The sequence below is a fragment of the Pyxidicoccus sp. MSG2 genome (assembly GCF_026626705.1).
In the GTDB taxonomy this organism is placed as follows: domain Bacteria; phylum Myxococcota; class Myxococcia; order Myxococcales; family Myxococcaceae; genus Myxococcus.
This window is the reverse complement of the sequence record NZ_JAPNKC010000001.1, coordinates 12,346,774-12,365,457: the sequence shown is the minus strand read 5'-3', so window position 1 is coordinate 12,365,457 and position 18,684 is coordinate 12,346,774. Positions and strand designations below refer to the sequence as shown.

The following is an 18,684-nucleotide window of genomic DNA, read 5'->3' as shown; positions in this document are numbered from 1 at the left end:
AAGCCCAGGGGCCTGGGCTGCCGCGCTTCTTCACTTACTGGGAGAGGGATTGCTTGAGGGCGGCGCTGAGTGTTTGGGGAATGCACGAGGGACCTCCGCTCTCGCGGTTGACGACTGCCATGTCCAGACTTCCTGAGGCGAGCAGCACCGGCTCGGGCTCCTGGCCCTCGCGGTAGACCTTCACGCCCAACTTGAGACTCGCGGGGCCCACGTGCTCCACGCTGGCCACCAATCGCAGCCAGTCCTGGAAGCGCGCGGCGGCGCGGTAGCTGATGCGCAGCTCCCGCACGCGCAAATCCAACCCCTGTCCTTCGAGCGCCACCAGCCCCGAGCCCTTGCGCTCCAGTTCTTCCAGCGCGGCGGTCTCCAGCAGCGAGGCGTAGCGCGAGAAGTGGACGACCCCGGACGCATCGGTGTCGACGTGCTCCACGCGGTGGCGCAGGGGCGTCATGGCCCCGCCTCCACGAACCTCCGAGTGCCTTCGCGGATGCGCTCGACGATGTGCCGCAGATCCTCCTCGCCCGCGATGAGTGGCGGGGCGATGCGCATCGCGGGGAACAGGTAGCGCAGCCCGTGGGAGCGCCGGCCCGCCCCGGCCATGAACTCCACGAAGACGCCGGACTCGAGGAGCCGGTGGCGCAGGCGGGTGAGGCTGCTGGCGGCGCGCTCGGTCAGCTCGATGCCGTTCATGTAGCCCAGGCCCCGGACCTCCAGGAACAGCTCCGGGAAGGCTTCCACCACGTCCCGCTGGAGCCGGGCACGCAGCTCCTCGCCCAGGGGGCCGGCGCGCTCGACGAGGCGCTCCTCCTCGACGTACCGGAGGCCGGCGCGCATCAGCGCGCAGGTGAGGGGCCGCAGGTCCGACGTGGACACCGCGCCGCTGGAGCGCACGGTCAGCTCGCGCCGCGCGATGACCATGGACGTGGAGACGGCTCCCATGCCCAGGCTCTTGCCGATGACGGTGATGTCGGTGGGGATGGGCCCCTGCTCGTCCGTCATGGCGAAGAAGCGGCCCGTCTTCGCGAAGGTGAGCACCTCGTCCGCCACCAGGAGCACGCCGTGCTCACGGCACAGCCCGGCCAGCTTCCGCAGATAGCCCGGCGGTGGCACGAGGATGCCGGCGTCGCCCTGGATGGGCTCGACGAAGACCGCGGACAGCTTCGAGCCCTGCTCGGCGAAGAAGCGCTCCAGCGGCTCCACCTGGCCGAAGGGCAGGAACGCAACGTCCAGGCCGAAGGGACGCTCGGTGGTCGGTGGAGGCAGGCCGACACGGTAGTGCCGGCGGTTGAGCAGGGGCACCAGGCCGCCCGTCCACCCATGCCAGGCGCCCTCGAAGGCCAGCACGGTCCGCCGCGCCTCACGGCCCGCCTTCACCGACAGGCGCCGCCGGTCGAAGCCCGACTCCAACACCAGCCGCAGCGCGAGCTCCAGTCCCTCGGAGCCGGAGTTGCGGCCGCTCGCGTGGTAGTCACTTCCCGGGAAGCGATCCGCCCAGCGGCCCCCGGGGCCGAACAGCTCCTCCAGGAGCAGCGTCCGCTCCAGCGAGCCCAGCTCGTCGGTGACGTAGCCGCGCTCCAGGCCGTCCCGCAGCGCCTGATGGAGGCAGGGGTGGCCCGCGCCCAGGCAGGCGCTGGCGTAGCCGCCGCTCGCGTCCAGCACCTCCAGCACCCGGCCCGCGCCTTCGCCTTCCAGCGGGACCATCTGCTGGACGAGCCCGCGCGCCTGCAGGCAGGCGAAGGGCAGGCGCCCGCCGCCGTAGTGGTCCATGTGCAGCGCCAGTCCGGCACGCAGCCGGTCCAGCTCCGCGGGGTCCAGTCTTCCTCCTGGAGCGGGCACCTTCACCACGCGCCTCCCTGGGCCCGGGTCTTCAGGCCCACGATGAGCGACACGAGCTGGTTCAACGTCCGGAAGTTGTCCGCGTTGAAGTCCTCGTCGGAGATGCGCACGCCGAACTCGTCCTCGCAGATGACGCGCAGCTCGAGGAAGCCCACCGAGTCCAGGCCGATGACGGACTGCAGGCCGTCATCCGCGCCGATCTGCTCCGGGGGAAGTTCGACGAACAGGTTGTTGATCAGGATCTTCTTGATGTTTGTCGTCAGCTCTTCATGCATGGCTGGATTTCCCTTCGAGTGTGAGTACGAGCTTCCCGATGTTGCGGTTCGCCTCCATGTCCGCCAGCGCCACCCCCACGTCCTCCAGCGGGTAGCGCGCGTGGATGACGGGGCGCAGCTCGCCCCGGGCGAGCACCTCCAGCCAGCGCTGGCGGAAGCGCGCATTCACCTCGCGCTTCTCGCGCATGGGCCGCAGCCGCAGGGAGGAGCCCTTGAGTTGCAAGCGGCGCTGCACGATGCGCAGCAGGTCCACCTGGGCCGTCATGCCGTCGAGCAGCCCCACCATCACCAGGCACCCCTCATGCCCCAGCACGGCGAGGTTGCGCTCCAGCCAGGCGCCGCCAATGAAGTCCATCACCAGCGGGACGCCCTCGCCGCGCGTCAGGCGGAGGACCTCGCTGACGAAGTCCTGCTCCCGGTAGTTGAAGACCTCGTCGGCACCCAGGGCGCGCAGGGCCTCCACCTTCCGCGGTGTGCCCACGGTGCAGAAGGTGGTGGCTCCCACGTGCCGGGCCATCTGCACCATGGTGGTGCCGATACTGCTTGCCGCCGCGTGGATGAGCACCGCCTGTCCCTGCTGAAGCTGGCCGAGGGTGAAGAGCGTCTCGTTGGCGGTGAGGCAGGACTCCGCGGTGGCCGCGGCCTCCGCGAAGTCGAAGCCGGTGGGGATGGGGTTGGCCATGCCCTGGTCCAGCAGGCAGTAATCGGCCAGCCCGCCACCCTCCACCACGCCGTAGACGCGCTGCCCCCGGGTGAAGCCCTTCACGTCCTCGCCCCAGGCCTCCACGGTGCCAGCGACTTCCACGCCGGGGATGGGGGACTGGCCCTCGGGGACCTGGTACTCGCCGTGGCGCTGCAGCAGGTCCGCGCGGTTGAGCGCGGTGGCCTGCACCTTCACCAGCAGCGCCTCCCGCGTGGGCACGGGCCTCGCGACTTCGCGCAGCTTCACCACCTCCGGCCCGCCGGAGCCTTCGTAGATGACGGCCCGCATGGCGTCAGTACCTGGCCCTTTCCTCGACGGCCCGCTCGCGGGTTGGCACGAGGAAGCTGCGCTCGAAGGAGAGGAAGACCTCGCCCTTCGACGTGAGGCCCACCGTCTCGCAGGTGACGATTCCCTCTCCCGTCCGGCGGGTGGACAGCCGCTTCGCCAGGATGCGGCTCTCCGCGTAGAGCGTGTCGCCCGCGAAGACGGGGTGGGTGAGGCGGATCTTGTCCCAGCCGAGATTGGCGGTGGCCCTGCCGCTCGTGCTGCGCACGCTCATCCCGCAGACGATGCTGAACGTCACCAGGCTGGAGATGAGCGGCCGGCCCCACACCGTCTGCTCGCAGTACGCGGCGTCCAGGTGCAGCGGTGACGGGTTCATGCTCAGCGTGTTCATCAGGACGTTGTCGGCCTCCGTCACCGTCCTGCCGGGCCGGTGCTCGAAGACGTCCCCCACGGTGAAGTCCTCGTAGTGAAAACCGAGGACCTCCCGGTACCGCTGCGGTCCGAGCTGCTTGTAGCCGGTGATTCCGGTGCCCTCCATGGTGGCGTCCTCGTGGCCCGGGTGGGGGGCATCAGAAGTGGGAGAGGATGTCCTTGACGTCGTCGCAGAAGGTGCGGACCTGCTCGAGCGTCATGTCCGCGCGCATCATCACGCGCACCCCCGCCTCGCCCCGGGCGACCACGGGGAAGAACACCGCCGAGCAGTAGTAGCCGCGCTGGTACAGCTCCGAGGACAGCCGGATGGCGCGCTCCTCCTCGCCCACCTGGATGAGGCGGATGGGCATCCCGTTGCCCGCGTGCGGCGAGGGAAACTGGCTGTCGAAGTGCTGGATGTTGCGCTGGAGCTGGTCCTGGAGCTGGCGCAGCTCCGGCGAGCGGTGCAGCTCGATGCTGGCCAGCGACGCGCCCAGCGAGGGCGTCTGGAGGTTCTGCGACCAGGCCAGCGGCCCCGCGTTGCGGTAGAGGAAGTCGAAGATCTTCTCGCTGCCCAGCATGGCGATGCCGCCCGAGCTGCCGAACGCCTTGGCCAGCGAGGCGACGATCATCGTCAGCGGGTTCATCTTCAGCCGCGAGCGCACGTAGCCCTCGCCGCGCTCGCCGGTGATGGACAGCGAGTGCGAGTCGTCGATGTAGAGGAACAGCCCGTAACGCTCCTGGAGCTGGAGCAGCCCCTCCAGCGCCGTCAGCCCGCCCATGGAGTAGGCCCCGTCCGCCACGTAGGCCACGCGGGGGTACTTCTTGCAGACGTCCTCCAGGTAGTTGAGGTCGTTGTGCGGGCTCGTCAGCACCAGGCTCTCATCGCCGCAGATGGGTTTGATGTAGGCCATGGAGAAGTGACAGAAGCGGTCGAACACCATGACGCGCGGCTGGCCGTCCTCGGTGACGTGGCCGGAGGCCAGCAGCGGGAGGATGCCCGCGGTCAGCGCGCTGCACGTGGCGCCCGGCAGGGTGGGGCAGCCGTACAAGTCGCGCATTCCCTCCTCCATGCGCGCCATCAGGTTCAGGCGGATGCGGAGGGTGGACATGGCCAGGCTGTTGGTGCCGGCCTCCCGCAGCGCGTCGATGGAGCCCTGGAGGATCTTCGGGTGGTGGTTGAGGCCCAGGTACGAGCATGAGCACAGCGTCATGAACTCGTGGCCCGTCCGGGTGTCGACGAGCCGGTTGTTCGACTCGAAGTCCACCTTGATGCCGATGAGCCCGTTCTCCGCGGCGTGCTGCCAGCCACGGTCACCCACGGCGATGAGCTTCTCGTTGTTGCGGTAGCGCCGGGGACCCAAGACGCTCTGCGGGCTGCTTGCTTCCATGTGGACTCCTCCTGGGGCAGGTGGGCTGCGATGTGGGGGGACGTTCGGGGTTCAGCCCTCCTGGGGGCCGAACTCCTCGAGGGTGCGCTTCGCCGCCTCGACGAACGGGGCACCCATCATGGTCCCCTCCACCACGCAGATGTTGAAGTCGCGGGCCTGGCTCTCCGTGACGATCTTCCGCGCCTTGCGCAGGGTGTTCTCGTCCGGGGAGAAGGCCTGGTTGATGATCTCCACCTGGCGCGGGTGGACGGCGGCCTTGCCGCTGAAGCCCATGCTCCGGGCCAGTTGGCACTCGTGGCGCAGGCCCTCCACGTCCGCCATGTCGAACAGCGGCGAGTCCACGACCTGCACGTTGGCGGCGCGCGCCGCGGTGACGAGCCGGGAGCGTGCGTAGTGCAGGGGATCCCAGGAGAGCGACGCGCCGATGCTGAAGGAGAAGTCCGCCGAGCCGAACACGAGCGCCTTGAGCCTCGGCGTCGCGCAGGCGATGGCGTGGACGTTCTCCACCCCTCGAGGTGTCTCCACCAGGGCGAGCAGGTCCACCTTCGCGCACGCGGGGCCGAGCACCTGCTCGACGATCTCCAGGTCTCGTGGCGACTCCACCTTGGGGACGAGCACCGCCTCGGGCTTGACGGCGTAGTTGCGCAGGGCGAGAAGATCCCGCAGCCCGTCGGGACGGGTGACGGCGTTGATGCGGACGGCCAGGCGGCTGGACGAGCTGCGCGGGGCGGAGAAGAACGCCTCCGCGTGCTGCCGCGCCGCGTCCTTGTGGCTGGCCGCCACGGAGTCCTCCAGGTCCACCAGACTGATGTCCGCGCCGGACTGTTGCCCCCGTGCGAAACGGTCCACGGCCAGCGCCGGGGTGAACAGGATGGAGCGGCAATACCGGGTGAACATCATGGCTGCCTCCGGGAAAGGGCCTGCCTTGCGCGCACCCGTAGCGGTACCGCTCGTTGAGACACGGGCGGCCTGCTCGAGGCGCGATGACCAGGTGAGCGCCTGAGTACTCCTGTCATTTCGGGTCGTCAAGAAAGACATGCAAAGAATTGCAGTTCCATGGCTGCTGAATATGTGCAAGTCATTGATATGTATTTGAACATAGACATACGTGGCTCTACGTTTTGATATGTGGTTTGACGTGCCCGGAGATTTACAGCCCGGAAGTGGGGCGCGGTGGAGTGCCGGGGCGGAGGGGTGGGGCGAGCTGCTGACGGGTGGGTCAGGGGTCGCGCGTCGCGTCAGGAGCACTCGCCAGCGCAACCCGCCGACCCTGGATCAGGCCCGGCCTCGGCCCCATCCAGATTCACACCCTGAGTCGTCGGGCGTCCTGGAGATACCGGGTTCAATTCTCGCGGAGGATTTCGCTGTGTCAGACACACTTCCGATCCAGATCGTCAACAAGACGCCCTACGCGGACAGCGATATCTGGTTCGTCATCACCGGGCAGAAGCAGCCCGACATGCCGGGAGGGAAGCGCTTCTTTCCCTGGTACCATCTCACCGACGCGAAGGCCGGCACGCTCGAGCAGATCCTCCCGAGCGACGAGAAGAACGGACTCCTCGACTACAGCATCAATCTGGGGACCGGCACCGATGGCGGGAAGATGCTGCTGCCGGCGCTCGATGGCGGCGCGCGCATGTACTTCTCCGTCAAGAACAAGTTGAAGATGAAGGCGGCCGGCATCGTTGGCTCGCCCTATTTCAACAACACGACGCCGAACGGATGGAACACGAACGGCGACAACTTCGGCACGCTTTTCGACTGGTGGGAGTTCGTCAACCTTCCGATGGATCCGAAGACGGGCTTCAACGCGAATCTCACGCAGGTCGACATGGTCGGAATTCCGATGTCTTTGCGTGTGGACGGCAAGGACACGCCCGGCGGAGACGTGGTTGGCTTCAAAGCTGGCGCGCGCTCCAAAATCCTATCGCAACTCAAACACACCCCCGGCTGGGGCAGTCTCGTCATCCAGCACGGCGGTGAGGACGGAGTCGCCATCGCGCCGTTTCACGGCATCGAGAACGGTACGTTCAGCATGACGTACCTCGATCCGTACATCGACGCGGTGTGGGCGCACTACGCAGCCAGCGGCTCCAATCGCCTCTGGGCGGAGGTCGAGACCGGGATATTCTTCGTCGGGTCCGTCGATGCCTCGGGCAACTTCGTTTTTGAGAGGAAGGGCGTATCCGACGCCGAGTCCCCGACGCCGGAGTTCTCGAAGCCGACGACCTTCCAGGTGTTCGCCAACCAGGTCAACGCCAAGGCGGGCGGAGGCATCCACGGCTCCGAGATTCAAGGTGCTCTCGCACCGGCGCTCAATCGAACGGTGCTGATGTCGCAGGACCACCTGGGCGTCATCAGCGGAACCGAAGCGTGCAAATCGACGATGCGCAACAGCTTCCAGCCGTGGAAGGGCCTCACGAACTACTACGCCAAGGTGGTGCACGCCAACGCCATCGACGGCCGCGCGTACGCGCTCGGCAACGACGACAACTGCGACGGCAGCTCGTTCATCGTCTCGCGCCAGCCGACGGGGGCGACGATCACGCTCGAGGCCTTCTAGCCTGGCAGCGAAAGGCAGGCGCGGGGCCTCTTCCCTCGCGGCTCACCGCACCAGCGAGACCACTTCCTCGGCACAGCCCCACGACAGCGTCACGCCCGCGCCGCCGTGGCCGTAGTTGTGGATGACCCTGCGCCCACCCACGTCCTCCGCCTCCAGCCGCACGGCGGGCCGGCCGGGGCGCAGCCCCACCTTGTGCTCGACGACGTGCACCCGAGTCCCCGGCGGGAGCAGCGGCGCGGTGCGCGACAGGATGCCCTCCACCTGCGCCGGGTCGGGCTCCAGCGACCAGCTCCCCTCCACCGTCGTGCCTCCAAGGATGCAGTCCGTGGCGCGGGGGATGACGTATGCGACGCCTTCCGTCTCGTCCGCGTCGAAGACGAACCGGTCCACCGGTGAGGGCTCCACGCGCAGCACCTCGCCCTGGACGGGGTACAGCGTCTCGTCGCCCACCAGCGCGCGGGCGCCCAGGCCCGTGCAGTTGATGACGAGCGGCACGTCCGCCCAGGCCTCCTCCAGCGAGCGCACCTCGCGCTGGACGATGCGCCCGCCCAGCGTCCGGAAGCGGTCCATCAGGAAGCGCAGGTAGCGGGGCATCTCCACGACGGGAGCGCTGAAGCCGTAGCCGTCCACGAAGCCCGGAGGCAGTTCCTCCGCGGCGGCCCGGCGGAAGTCCGGCACGCCGTCCCGCCACCACGGGTCTGGCACGGGTGTCCGGAACGCGTCGACTCCAGAGACCATGACGATGCCCGCCTCGGAGTGCTCGCGGCTCAGTTGCTGGAAGACCTCGTAGGTCCGCCGCCCCCATGCGTTGACGAGCGCCTGGGGGTAGACCCGGTACGGATACCAGACGGCGGCCGCGACATCGGACGTGGTGTGCGGCGGCAGCTCCCGCGCCCGGATTTCCACCGCGTGCCCGGCCTCGGCCAGGCGGATGCCGCAGGAAAGTCCCGACACCCCGCAGCCCAGGACGATGATGAACATGCCCCGAGCATAGCTGGCTCCTGCCGTGACCAGGCCGACGAACCCGGCACTCAAGGTTGCTGTTCCTGCAAATGGGTTGGCGCTAGGGGAGCGGCGTGTAACGCAGCAGGGAAGCTTCGTACGACAGCAACCCCGGGGTGTCGTCGGGCGTCGGTGGGCCAATCTCGAAGCGATACCTGCGGCCGGGCACGAACACGTGGCCGTCATGGACGCCGATATCGACGCTCAGCACCGCCGACTCCGCCTGGTACGGCGGAGGCCCCTCGCTCAGATGCAGGACCGTCGAGAGTCGCTCACAGGGCTTGCAGTTGGCCCGGGGTGGGCACGGCGGACAGTCGCTGAAGCCCGCGACGTAGGCGTCGATCTGGAACCGGTCCCCCGCCGGCAGCGTCCTGTCACGCAGTTGGGCGAAGGTGAGCGGCGTTCCCGGCGGCAGTCCGTGCTTCTCGGAAGGGAAGGCCGGGTGGCGGCGGGGCCCGCAAGCACTCGCGGCGAGGAGGACGGCGGCGAGGCCGAGCAACATCCGGCGCGAGCGGTGCGACGTCATGGCAGCTCGCAGCGGAGCAGGTCCGGTTCGAAGACGGGGCCGAGCAGCATCCATTTCCCGGAGACCGCCGCGACGGCGCTGCCGGCTGTCTGTCGGCCATCGTCGAGGAACACCTCCTCCATCTCGAACGTGTCTCCCGAGGACTTCAGCCGCAGCACCTGCGCGGGAGCTCGCGTCGCCCCGGACACGTCCTTCGCGTGGGCCACGAAGTCGAGCAGCTTCGGGTGGGAGGCAACCCACAGGTCGCCTCTCGCATCCACCTCGATGTTGTCCGGCCCGCTCCCCAGCGGGAACGTCTGCCGATGCGTCAGTGCGCCCGAGTCCGCGTCCCGCGCGTAGACGGACAGCGAGCGTCCGACCACCTGCGCGAGGTACACCGTCCGCCCGTCCGCGGAGCGGTTGATGCCATTGGCGTAGGACGTGCCGCTGATGACCTCCCGGAAGCCCTGGCCGTCGAAATAGAGCACGTTGCCGATGGCGAGCTGCAGGTACTCCTCCACGACCCGCGGGGCGCCCGGCGGGAAGTGGTGGTCGTTCGTCACGTAGAAGCGCTCGGCGTCCACCGCCACCAGGTCATTGGGGGAGACCAGGGCCGCGTCTCGCAGCGTCTGACGGTGGATGAGCATCCCGTCCGCACCAACCTGGAACCGTTCCACCTGATGCTGGCCCGGCTCCGGGTGGTTGACCACAAACAGGGTCTGCGCGCCGTCCGGGGCGACGAAGAGGCTGAGGCCATGTGGGTGGAAGGCCTGCTTGAACGCTCCCGTCAGCAGCACGGGGGGCGCGGAGCTCGCCGGGTCGAGGCGATAGATGCCTCCCTGCACGGGGCGCCCGGCCAGCGTGGCGCGGCGGTCATCCGACGAGACGTAGGCGTAGCCGAGCGTTGGATGGAAGGTGATGTCCTCGGCGCCGGGCATGCCGGACACCGGGGTGCAGCGGCCGGCGAAGTGGGGGACGAGGTGCTTGAACTGGCCCGCGTCCGCGAGCGTCTTCACGATGAAACCGGACAGCACGAGGAGCAGTACGCCGAGCCCTGCGAAAAACTTCTTTCTCATGAGGTCAGTCTAGCGCCTCCCCCGGAAGTCCGATGCCGTCGTCCGGTGGGGGATGGAAGCGCAATCACGGGAGGCCACGCCCCAGGCAGACTCAGCCGTCAGGCCCGGTGCGCGGCGTCTCCGTGAGCGTCGCGTGTCCTCAGACCGGCCGTTCGAGCCGGCCGTCGGCATGCCGCGCGAAGCGGCCTTCCTCCCTCGCGTGGACGGGGTCGTTGCTCGGCCAGGGCCAGCCACCGAAGCCCGTGCGCTGGTAGTCCGCGAAGGCCTGCTGGATTTCCTGCCGCGAGTTCATCACGAACGGGCCGTACTGCACGACGGGCTCGCCAATGGGACGCCCCTGCAGGAGCAGCAGCTCCGTCACGTCCGCGCCGTTCTCCAGCTCCACGTCCACATCCGCGCGCAATTCGATGCTGTGCGACGGCGCGATGGCACGCCCCGCCACACGCAGCCCAGAGCCGAGGAAGAAGTACAACATGCGGTTGCTGCCACGCGCCGCCGCCGGCAGCGTCCAGCGCGCGCCGGGCGCCAGCTTGAGAGTCCAGATGGCCACGTCCGCGTCCGCGTGCGCCGCCCAGGACTTCGGCGGCGGCGGTGGCGCCTTCGTGTCCCCGAGCCGGCCGGCGACCACGGTGACTTCCGTGGTGCGTCCCGCCTCGTCCTTCGCGACATGCTTGGGGATGACGTGATTCCACAGCATGGAGAAGTGCGGCTCCACGAGCTTGTTCGCGCGCGGCAGGTTGAGCCAGATCTGGAACAGCTCCACCGGGTTCGGCGTGTCACGCTTCAGCAGCGGGAACATCTCCGAGTGGTTGATGCCCGCGCCGGCCGTGAGCCACTGCACGTCACCCCCGCCGAAGCGCGCCGCCGCGCCGAGCGAGTCGGAGTGGTCGAGCAGTCCGTTACGGACGACGGTGACGGTCTCGAAGCCCCGGTGCGGGTGCTGGGGGAACCCGGGCACCACCGTGCCGTGGTACATGTTCCAGCCGTCCCGCCCGTCGAAGTCCTGGCCCAGGTTTCGGCCCGCGAGCGATGCGGACGGCCCCAGGCGCTCGTTGCCCGCCGGGTACCGGTCGTCGTGGTGCACGCAGAAGAGGAACGGGTCCGGCGTCCGCCACGGCATCCCGAGCGGCTCGACACGGAGGACGGCTTCCTGCTGCTGCGGACTCTTCTGCTGACTCATTCCCTGCTCCTCTGCCTTTCCGGAGCCGCGCGAACACCCCGCGGCGGTGGTGACTCCCGCCGCCGCGATCAGCTTCAACGCCGCTCTCCGGCTCACTTCGTCCACGGTCCACCTCGCGTTTGATTCCGCTGGGGCCGCTCCATCCTAACAACGTGCCTTTCCCGCCGCTCAGCCCGCCCGGCCCGGCGCGGGCGCCCTCGCGAAGTCGACGAAGGCGCGGAGCGCGGCCGGGAGCTGGCGGCGGCTGGGGTAGTAGAGGAAGAACCCCGGGTAGGAGGGGCACCAGTCCTCCAGCACGCGCACCAGGCGGCCTTGCGCAATCAGCTCGGTCACCCTCGGCTCGAAGACATAGGCCAGGCCCACGCCCTCCAGCGCCGCGTCCACCATCAGGTTCTGCTCGGTGACGCTCAGCGGGCCGTCGACCTCGATGCTGACCTCCTCGGTGCCCCGCTCGAACTCCCACCGGTAGAGGGCGCCGCTGAGGAAGCGGTAGCGGATGCAGGGCAGGGCTCGCAGGTCCTGCGGCACCTTCGGCCGGGCATGCCGCTCGAAGTACTCCGGCGAGCCCACGACGGCGGACCGGATGCGGGGAACGATGGGCACCGCGAGCATGTCCGCTTCGAGGCTCTCGCCCAGGCGCACCCCGGCGTCGAAGCCCGCGGCGACGATGTCCGTCAGCGCGTCCTCCACCACGAGGTCGACGCGCACGTCCGGGTACGCCCGCAGGAAGCGGGTGACGATGGGCATGAGCGCCAGTTGGGCGGACTGCAGCGCCGCGTTGATGCGCAGCGTGCCCATGGGCTGGCCGCGAAAGCTGTTCAGGTCCTCGAGGGCGTCGGTGATGTCGCGGAAGGCGGGACGGATGCGCTCGAACAGGCGCTCGCCTGCTTCCGTCAGCGCCACGCTCCGCGTGGTGCGATTGACCAGACGCACGCCCAGGCGCTCCTCGATGCCGTTCAGCGCGTGGCTCAGCGCCGAGGGCGACACTCCCAACTCCACCGCCGCCTTCCGGAAGCTGCGGTGCGTGGCGATGGCCAGGAAGGGGGACAGGGCCGCCGGGTCGATGCGCTTCATTGCTGAGATGAATTCATCAGCTCGATGAAGACTCAAGAGATTCTCTCAATGAAGTGCGGCCGGTACCTTCTGAATCGTCAGCCGGTCGCACTGCCCGGCGACGCACCCGAAAGGAATCCGCCATGCGCGTCTGGTTCATCACTGGAGCTTCCCGTGGTCTTGGCGCCCTCATCACCGCCGAGGCCCTGGCCGCCGGCGACGCCGTCGTCGCCACCGCGAGGGACCCCAGGAGCCTCACCGCGAAGTTCGGCGAGCACCCGCGCCTGCTCGCCGCCGCGCTCGACGTCACCCAGGAGGTGCAGGCCCGCGCCGCGGTGGAGGCGGCCGTGGCGCGCTTCGGCCGCATCGACGTGCTGGTGAACAACGCCGGCTTCGGCCTGCTCAGCGCGGTGGAGGAGGCCAGCGCTCGCGACGTGGAGCGCGTGTTCTCCACCAATGTCTTCGGCCTCCTCGCCGTCACCCGCGCGGTGCTGCCGCAGATGCGGCGCCAGCGCTCGGGCCACGTCATCAACATGTCCTCCGTCGGCGGCTACGCCTCCTCCCAGGGCTGGGGCGTCTACTGCGCCACCAAGTTCGCGGTGGAGGGGCTCACGGAAGCGCTGCATGCCGAGCTGGCGCCGCTCGGCATCAAGGTGACGGTGGTGGAGCCCGGCTACTTCCGCACGGACTTCCTCGACGGGCAGTCCCTCTCCGTGTCCGAGCCCATCGCCGACTACGCCGCGTCGTCCGGTGTCACCCGCTCCTCCGCCACGACGCTGAACCACGCGCAGCCGGGCAACCCCCACAAGCTGGCGAAGGCCATGCTCACGCTGGTGGACGCGGAGCGGCCGCCGCTGCGGCTGCCCCTGGGGAGCGACACGGTCGCCGTCGTCGAAGCCAAGAACCGGCAGGTCGCCGAGGAGCTCGCCGCATGGCGCGAGCTGGCCGTGTCCACCGACGGGTTCGACGCGACGGTGTGAGCTACCGCCGCCCGAGCATGCGCTCCAGGTGGTCCACGGCGCGCAGCTCCACCTGGAGGTGCTCGCGCTCCTCGGCGGACAGGGGAACCTGCTGGAGCTCGGCGCGCAGGGCCTTCGCGCGCTCCGGGTCATCCAGGGCCACCGCCAGCTCGGCCCGGGCCGCCAGGGCGCGGGCCCGGTCCATGGGCGCCGCGGGCTCGTTCCGGGCGAGCGCCACGTCGAGGACCTTCGCCGCCGCGGCGTCGTCCGTCTTGAAGTCCCGCAGGCGGGCGGCCGCGGCGAGCGCCTTCGCCAGCCGGGAGGAGGGCTCCGGCGCGGGGCGGGGCTTGGAGGCGCCGGCCTTCTCCCTCCGGACGAAGATGAGGGAGTTGCCATTCAGGTCCACCAGGGTGAACCGCCCCTGGCCCGGCTTCATCCGCGTGAGCCGGGGGATGCCTGCCACCGGGAGCCTGCCGAGCGTGCGCCGCAGGGCCTCGGCGAACGTGGCATGCAGGGGCTCCACCTCGGGCATCACCACCAGGCACGTGCTGTACGCGGCCGAGGGCACCAGCCCCTTGAGGCCGAAGAAGTGCAGTTGGAAGTCGTCGCGCTGGATCACCGCGTAGGGATTGGGCGAGGTCTGCCGATAGGTCACCTCGAAGCCGAGGGCCCGGTAGAAGTCCAGCGTCTCGTCGAGCGAGACACAGGGGAGGAGGGGAATCGTCGACGTGCCGCTCATCGCGCGCCTCCCGCCCGGCTGTCGGCGGCGGTGTCTTCCTCCAGGCGCTGCCGCACCTGGCGCAGTCCCTCCGCCGCTGACCGCAGCGCCTTCGCGTCCATTCCCGCGGCGAGCTGGTTGGCCCAGGTCGCCTGGCGGGCCTCGACCTTCTGGAGCGCCTCGCGGCCCCGGGCCGTCAACGCGATGAGCTTCGCGCGACGGTGGTGCGGATTCTCCCGGTACTCGATGAAGCCATCGCGCTCCAGCGCGTCGGCGGTCTGCTGCACGCTCTGCCGGGCAAGCCCCATGACGCGGGCGACATTCGCCACCGGCGCTGGCTCGTGGTCCACCACGCCAAGCACCTGCCAGCGGGCGCTGCTGAGTCCCAGGGACTCCGTCAGCGCGTCGCCCGCCTCCAGCGCCAGGCCGTTGACTCGGAATACCTCCAGCACCAGCTCCGTGAGGAGCTCTCCCGCTGCCGTGAGCTTCGCCATGGACAGGCTTCTGCCAATTCGACAGGGTCCTGTCAATGCGGGCGGAGGCCGTTGCCGCGTCCGAGGGCCGGCGGCCGCGCGCTTCGCGCCTACCGGGTCCGGGGAAGCTCCGCGGGCGGACGGGCGGGTTGCTGGAGCACCCAGTCGACGAAGGTCCGCGCCGCCGACCGCAGCCGCCGGTGCGCCGGGTACACCACGAAGTAGCCGAAGCGCGCGGGCAGGGTGGGGCCGGGCAGGCGCACGAGACTCCCATCCGCGAGGTACGGCGCCACAATCTGCTCGCGCCCGAGCGCCGCGCCCAGCCCGTGCACCGCCGCCTTCAGCGCGTCCGTGGTGTCGCTGAAGCCGTGGCGCTCGTCGAATTGCGCGTCGCGTACTCCCGCCGCGCGGAACCAGTCCGCCCAGCCCTGGCGCGACAAGTCCCGCACCAGCGGCAGCTTCGCGACATCCGCCGCGTCCCGGACGTCCTGGAGGCCGGCCAGTCGAGGCGAGGCCACGGGGAAGAGGGCGTCGTCCATCAGGTGGTGCGCCGTCAGCCCCGTCCAGTGGCCCTCTCCGTGGCGGATGGCCAGGTCGGGGCCGCCTTCGTCGAAGCGTGCCAGCGAGGCCTCCGTGTCAATCTGGATGCGGATGTGCGGGTGCAGGGTGGTGAAGGCCGGCAGGCGCGGCAGCAGCCAGGTGTACGTCAGCGAGTGCAGCGTGTTGATGCGCACGCGGTTGCGCTCGTCGCGCGCGGCGCTGAGGCCCCGCAGCACGCCGTCGATGTCCGCCATCGCGCTGCTGGCCGTGTCCGCGAGCTGGCGTCCCTCCGCCGTCAGGGACACGCCGCGCGCGTGGCGCTGGAAGAGGGCGACGCCGAGCTGCGCCTCCAGCTTGCGCACATGGTGGCTGACCGCGCTGGCCGTGAGGTGCAGCTCCTCCGCCGCGTGGGCGAAGTTCTGGTGACGGGCGGCGGACTCGAAGGCCGCCAGGGCCGGGAGCCAGTCGGAGGGAAGAGGCATGACGAGCCTCAAATCATATTTGTGGCTGCCTGGAAAAACATGCGCTTGTGGGGAAGGGCGCTCGGCGACATCTAGAGGGCAGCCAACAGCCATTTTGGAGCCTCGCCATGAGCTCAACCACGCTGGTCCGTCCCTCCGTTCCCTCCCTCGCGGTCACCTGGCAGACGCCGCTGGAGTTGGGGCTGCTGGGCGCCATCTGGGGCGCGTCGTTCATGTTCATGCGCGTCGCGGCCAAGGACTTCGGCGCGATGCCCCTGGTGGAGTTGCGGCTGGCGCTGGGGGCGCTGGTACTGATGCCGTTCCTGTGGCGCGCGCGGGCGTCCTTTCCGCTGAAGCTCTGGCCGAGGCTGGCCTTGATTGGGGCCATCAACTCGGCGGTGCCGTTCGCCCTGTTCGCGTGGGCGGCGCAGCGGGCGCCGGCCGGCATCGGTGCCATCTGCAACAGCATGGCGGTGCTGTTCACCGCGCTGGTGGCGTTCCTGTTCTACGGCGAGCGCATCGGCTCGCGGCGCGCGGTGGCGCTGTTCGCGGGCTTCGCGGGCGTGGTGGTGCTGGCCAGCGGCAAGACGGCGGGCGCGAGCATCGGCTGGGCGGTGGCGGCGGGTACGACGGCCGCGTTCCTGTATGGCATCGGCGGGAACATGGTGAAGCGCAACCTCACGGGCCTTCCGGCCGGCGCCGTGGCGGCGGCCACGCTCGTGTGCTCGGCGCTGCTCATGCTCCCGTTCGCCGCCGCGTCGTGGCCGGAGCATGCCATTCCCCTGCGGTCCTGGCTGTGCGCCGGGGCGCTCGGCGTGCTCTGCACCGGTGTGGCATATGCCATCTTCTACCGACTCATCCAGCGCATCGGCGCGGCGCGTGCCTCCACCGTCACGTATGTCGTCCCGCTGTTCGCCGTGACGTGGGCGTGGTTGCTCCTGGACGAGCCGCTGACGGTGCCCATGTTCATCGCCGGGACGCTGATTCTCGGCAGCGTGGCGCTGAGCCAGAAGCAGCCGGCGTAGGGAAGCGGACTTCCGGCCCCGGAAGCCTGCTCCGGGGTCACGGCGCGCCTGGGGCTCCCCACCTAGCGGGAGGGGAACCTCTTGGAGGGCGGGTTCTGTACGAGGAAGGAGTTGCTGGGCTTGCCTGCCCGGCGCACGGGCTTCTCGGTCGCGGCCGGCGCCGGTTTCGCAGTGGGCACTGCCGGGGCCTTCTTCTCGGTCGGAACCTTGGTCGCGGCCGGGGTCTTCTTGTCCTGGGGCATCGTCTTCTCCGGAGAGGGGTACGTCAGCGTGGCGGACCCTACCGTGGGCAGTGCCGCACCGCGTGGGTGATTCGTGGCCCCGGGAGACAAGCCGTCGGCTGCCCAACCTGTAGGCGAGGGGACTCCGCGGGCGCAAGGCAACAGAACCCGGCCCGGATTCGTCCACGCGCCCGGCTGGGCACCTGGCCGGGATCAGAAGTGGACGTTGGGGAGGATGCCGGTGTGGGTGCCGGGCAACAGGGGCGTGGTCTGGCCCGCGAGGTCCTTGAGCCGTTGCGCCGAGCAGTCGCCGCCACAGCTCAGCGTGCCCATCAGCGTCTTCCCCGTGGCTCCGACGGGAAGGTTCTTGGCGGCGTTCCACGCGTTCATGAGCTCGAAGTTGCGAGTCCGCACACGCTCACCTCGAAGCATCTTGCAGATCAGCTCGAGCTCATTGGGTGAGAACTCGTTGAGCCCGCGCGCGGTGTCACCTTTGGGGAGGTTGGCGTCGTCGGCGTAGACCACCCTCTTCTTCTTCGAGGCGGTGGGCTTCGTATTCAACGTCCGCAGGAACGCGCTGCCCGCGATGAGATCTCCACGTCCAGGCATGCAATCGGCGATGAACAGCGGGTAGTCCCCGAACCCCTGGAAGATGGGGTCGATCAGGGTCATGCGGAGGTCGAGGTCATTGGCGCCAGGCGCCGGCTCGGGCACGAAGCCAGGGCGATGCCGTCCGTTCACCGTCTTCGGACCACAGGTGGTCGGCACCACCGTCGGCATCCAGTCGTAGTCCGCGAGCGAGTGGTCCGCGCCCGCCGCGATGGCCGCGCCAAGTGAGTGGGCCGCCACGTTCACGGTCGTTCCGTTGTGCTGCTTCAACACCTGGGCGATGGCGTTGCGCAGGCAGTCCGCCGTCTCCATCGGGTGCCGATCGTCCGGGTACGAGAAGTCGTAGACCTGTGCGTTGGCCGGCATGTTGTTGATGACCGGGTCCATCGAGCTGGGACCATCATTGATGCCATGCACCGCGATGTAGGGAACCTTGTTCGGGTCGATGGGTCCCCTGGGCCGGACCTCGCACTGGCCGCAGCGCTCCTTCATCCGTTGATTCTCCGCGGCATTCGTCCGGTCAGCCGCCGTGCTCGGGGTGGTGTTGAGGACGGGCGTCGGAACGGGCGCGGCCTGCGGGGCGAATGAGGCCAGCACCTCTCGCTCCGCTTCCTCCGGCTCTTCGGCCAGGGCCACCGCGCCACCATCCACGCCACCATCGGCGCCGCCATCCGAGGGAGGCGTCGCCCCTCCGGAGCCACCATCCGCCCCCGCGTCCGACCCGGCGTCCCGGCCCGCGTCGGCACCACCATCGCCTCCATCTCCCCCGCCTCCTCCTCCATCCCGACCCGCGTCGGCCCCGCCATCGCTCCCCGCATCAGCACCCGCGTCGCCGCCAGCGTCGGCGCCGCCGTCGGTTCCCGCATCCCCGCAGACGGGCGTCTCGGAGAACTCCTCCTCGTCGGGACAGCCCGCATCGCCGGCGTCGCCGGCATCCCCGGCATCGGTGCCGCCATCGCACTCCATGGTGCAGTAGTCGGGCTCTTCGCCCTCTCCGGTGGACGCGGCCATGAGCGCGTCCTCCATGCCTCCGGAGCCATCGTCCTGGGCCAGACAGGCCGAGAGGCCAAACGTGAGAGCGAGCACGCCCAGCATGACCACGCGCGAAACAGGGGCGCGGGCGGTCCGGCGTGAGGGCGGAGAGAAAACCGTCATGAGAAGGTCCTGGGAGGAGAAAGCGGAATGCGTTCCCCTGAGATTAGGACAAACCGCAAATCCCGTCTTCTCCTACAGTCACACCCACTGCGCCGGCGGCACGGCCAAGGGGCGCATCCGCGCCCGGAGCGAGCCCGGCACCTTCGAGGCCTGGCTGGAGGGTGAGTTCTCCGCCAGCATCGTCGAGCTGGCGGGGGCCGGCGTGCTGGCCTCGGGCGCCGGACGGTAGGTCCCCAGCCCTCG

General features: G+C 69.5%; 20 protein-coding genes. 4 read left to right on the top strand and 16 right to left on the bottom strand.

What is annotated here, in order from left to right; translation table 11 throughout:
* Positions 1–34: 34 nt before the first annotated feature.
* From OV427_RS47085 to OV427_RS47055, 7 genes are read right to left on the bottom strand one after another with little or no spacing between them, the layout of a single operon-like run.
* Positions 35–451, bottom strand: a complete 417-nt coding sequence (locus tag OV427_RS47085) for an acyl-CoA thioesterase (RefSeq protein WP_267862801.1) — start codon at positions 449–451, stop codon at positions 35–37.
* Positions 448–1,842, bottom strand: coding sequence for an aminotransferase class III-fold pyridoxal phosphate-dependent enzyme (locus OV427_RS47080; RefSeq protein WP_267862800.1), 1,395 nt, complete (start codon positions 1,840–1,842; stop codon positions 448–450). The genes OV427_RS47085 and OV427_RS47080 overlap by 4 nt, the downstream gene beginning before the upstream one ends.
* The gene (locus OV427_RS47075) at positions 1,839–2,111 is read right to left on the bottom strand and encodes an acyl carrier protein (protein WP_267862799.1); all 273 of its coding nucleotides are present in this window, start codon (positions 2,109–2,111) and stop codon (positions 1,839–1,841) included. Before OV427_RS47075 ends, OV427_RS47080 begins: the two co-directional genes overlap by 4 nt.
* On the bottom strand, positions 2,104–3,102 hold the full coding sequence (locus tag OV427_RS47070; protein WP_267862798.1) for an NAD(P)H-quinone oxidoreductase: 999 nt from the start codon (positions 3,100–3,102) through the stop codon (positions 2,104–2,106). The genes OV427_RS47075 and OV427_RS47070 overlap by 8 nt, the downstream gene beginning before the upstream one ends.
* 4 nt (positions 3,103–3,106) lie before the next feature.
* Positions 3,107–3,637 carry a MaoC family dehydratase gene (locus OV427_RS47065; RefSeq protein WP_267862797.1) on the bottom strand — a complete coding sequence of 177 codons (531 nt, stop codon included), beginning with the start codon at positions 3,635–3,637 and terminating at the stop codon, positions 3,107–3,109.
* Between the two features lie 31 nt (positions 3,638–3,668).
* Positions 3,669–4,901: an aminotransferase class I/II-fold pyridoxal phosphate-dependent enzyme gene (locus OV427_RS47060; protein ID WP_267862796.1), complete on the bottom strand. Its 1,233-nt coding sequence runs from the start codon at positions 4,899–4,901 to the stop codon at positions 3,669–3,671.
* 51 nt (positions 4,902–4,952) lie between these two features.
* Positions 4,953–5,801, bottom strand: a complete 849-nt coding sequence (locus tag OV427_RS47055) for an HpcH/HpaI aldolase/citrate lyase family protein (protein ID WP_267862795.1) — start codon at positions 5,799–5,801, stop codon at positions 4,953–4,955.
* Between the two features lie 466 nt (positions 5,802–6,267).
* On the opposite strand from OV427_RS47055, the gene OV427_RS47050 reads away from it, so the two are divergent.
* Entirely contained in the window at positions 6,268–7,464 is a 1,197-nt protein-coding gene (locus tag OV427_RS47050; protein ID WP_267862794.1) for a beta-1,3-glucanase family protein, read from the top strand.
* 42 nt (positions 7,465–7,506) lie between these two features.
* Here the strand turns inward: OV427_RS47050 and OV427_RS47045 are convergent, their stop codons facing one another.
* The 5 genes from OV427_RS47045 to OV427_RS47025 form a co-directional block, all read right to left on the bottom strand.
* Positions 7,507–8,445, bottom strand: coding sequence for an FAD-dependent oxidoreductase (locus OV427_RS47045; protein WP_267862793.1), 939 nt, complete (start codon positions 8,443–8,445; stop codon positions 7,507–7,509).
* An 82-nt stretch (positions 8,446–8,527) separates the two neighbouring features.
* Positions 8,528–8,992 carry a hypothetical protein gene (locus tag OV427_RS47040; RefSeq protein ID WP_267862792.1) on the bottom strand — a complete coding sequence of 155 codons (465 nt, stop codon included), beginning with the start codon at positions 8,990–8,992 and terminating at the stop codon, positions 8,528–8,530.
* Positions 8,989–10,047 (bottom strand): strictosidine synthase family protein, encoded by a 1,059-nt coding sequence (locus OV427_RS47035; RefSeq protein WP_267862791.1) that lies wholly within the window; start codon positions 10,045–10,047, stop codon positions 8,989–8,991. The genes OV427_RS47040 and OV427_RS47035 overlap by 4 nt, the downstream gene beginning before the upstream one ends.
* A 139-nt stretch (positions 10,048–10,186) precedes the next feature.
* Positions 10,187–11,227: a pirin family protein gene (locus OV427_RS47030; RefSeq protein ID WP_267862790.1), complete on the bottom strand. Its 1,041-nt coding sequence runs from the start codon at positions 11,225–11,227 to the stop codon at positions 10,187–10,189.
* A 168-nt stretch (positions 11,228–11,395) separates the two neighbouring features.
* A complete protein-coding gene (locus OV427_RS47025; protein WP_267862789.1) occupies positions 11,396–12,301 on the bottom strand; it encodes a LysR family transcriptional regulator in 906 nt (301 codons plus the stop codon).
* Positions 12,302–12,423: 122 nt separating this feature from the next.
* Between OV427_RS47025 and OV427_RS47020 the strand changes: the two genes are divergently transcribed.
* Complete coding sequence (locus tag OV427_RS47020; RefSeq protein ID WP_267862788.1) at positions 12,424–13,260, top strand: oxidoreductase; 837 nt, start codon at positions 12,424–12,426, stop codon at positions 13,258–13,260.
* Position 13,261: 1 nt separating this feature from the next.
* On the opposite strand, the gene OV427_RS47015 is transcribed toward OV427_RS47020, so the two are convergent.
* From OV427_RS47015 to OV427_RS47005, 3 genes are all read right to left on the bottom strand, one after another.
* The gene (locus OV427_RS47015) at positions 13,262–13,978 is read right to left on the bottom strand and encodes a hypothetical protein (RefSeq protein WP_267862787.1); all 717 of its coding nucleotides are present in this window, start codon (positions 13,976–13,978) and stop codon (positions 13,262–13,264) included.
* Complete coding sequence (locus OV427_RS47010; protein ID WP_267862786.1) at positions 13,975–14,451, bottom strand: MarR family winged helix-turn-helix transcriptional regulator; 477 nt, start codon at positions 14,449–14,451, stop codon at positions 13,975–13,977. The genes OV427_RS47015 and OV427_RS47010 overlap by 4 nt, the downstream gene beginning before the upstream one ends.
* Before the next feature lie 89 nt (positions 14,452–14,540).
* Entirely contained in the window at positions 14,541–15,452 is a 912-nt protein-coding gene (locus OV427_RS47005) for a LysR substrate-binding domain-containing protein (RefSeq protein ID WP_267862785.1), read from the bottom strand.
* A 107-nt stretch (positions 15,453–15,559) separates the two neighbouring features.
* Between OV427_RS47005 and OV427_RS47000 the strand changes: the two genes are divergently transcribed.
* Positions 15,560–16,456 (top strand): DMT family transporter, encoded by an 897-nt coding sequence (locus OV427_RS47000; protein ID WP_267862784.1) that lies wholly within the window; start codon positions 15,560–15,562, stop codon positions 16,454–16,456.
* A gap of 434 nt (positions 16,457–16,890) precedes the next feature.
* Here OV427_RS47000 and OV427_RS46995 read toward each other — a convergent pair whose 3' ends face one another.
* A complete protein-coding gene (locus tag OV427_RS46995; protein ID WP_267862783.1) occupies positions 16,891–18,441 on the bottom strand; it encodes an esterase/lipase family protein in 1,551 nt (516 codons plus the stop codon).
* Between OV427_RS46995 and OV427_RS46990 the strand changes: the two genes are divergently transcribed.
* Entirely contained in the window at positions 18,440–18,670 is a 231-nt protein-coding gene (locus OV427_RS46990) for a hypothetical protein (RefSeq protein ID WP_267862782.1), read from the top strand. The genes OV427_RS46995 and OV427_RS46990 overlap by 2 nt on opposite strands.
* Positions 18,671–18,684 lie beyond the last annotated feature (14 nt).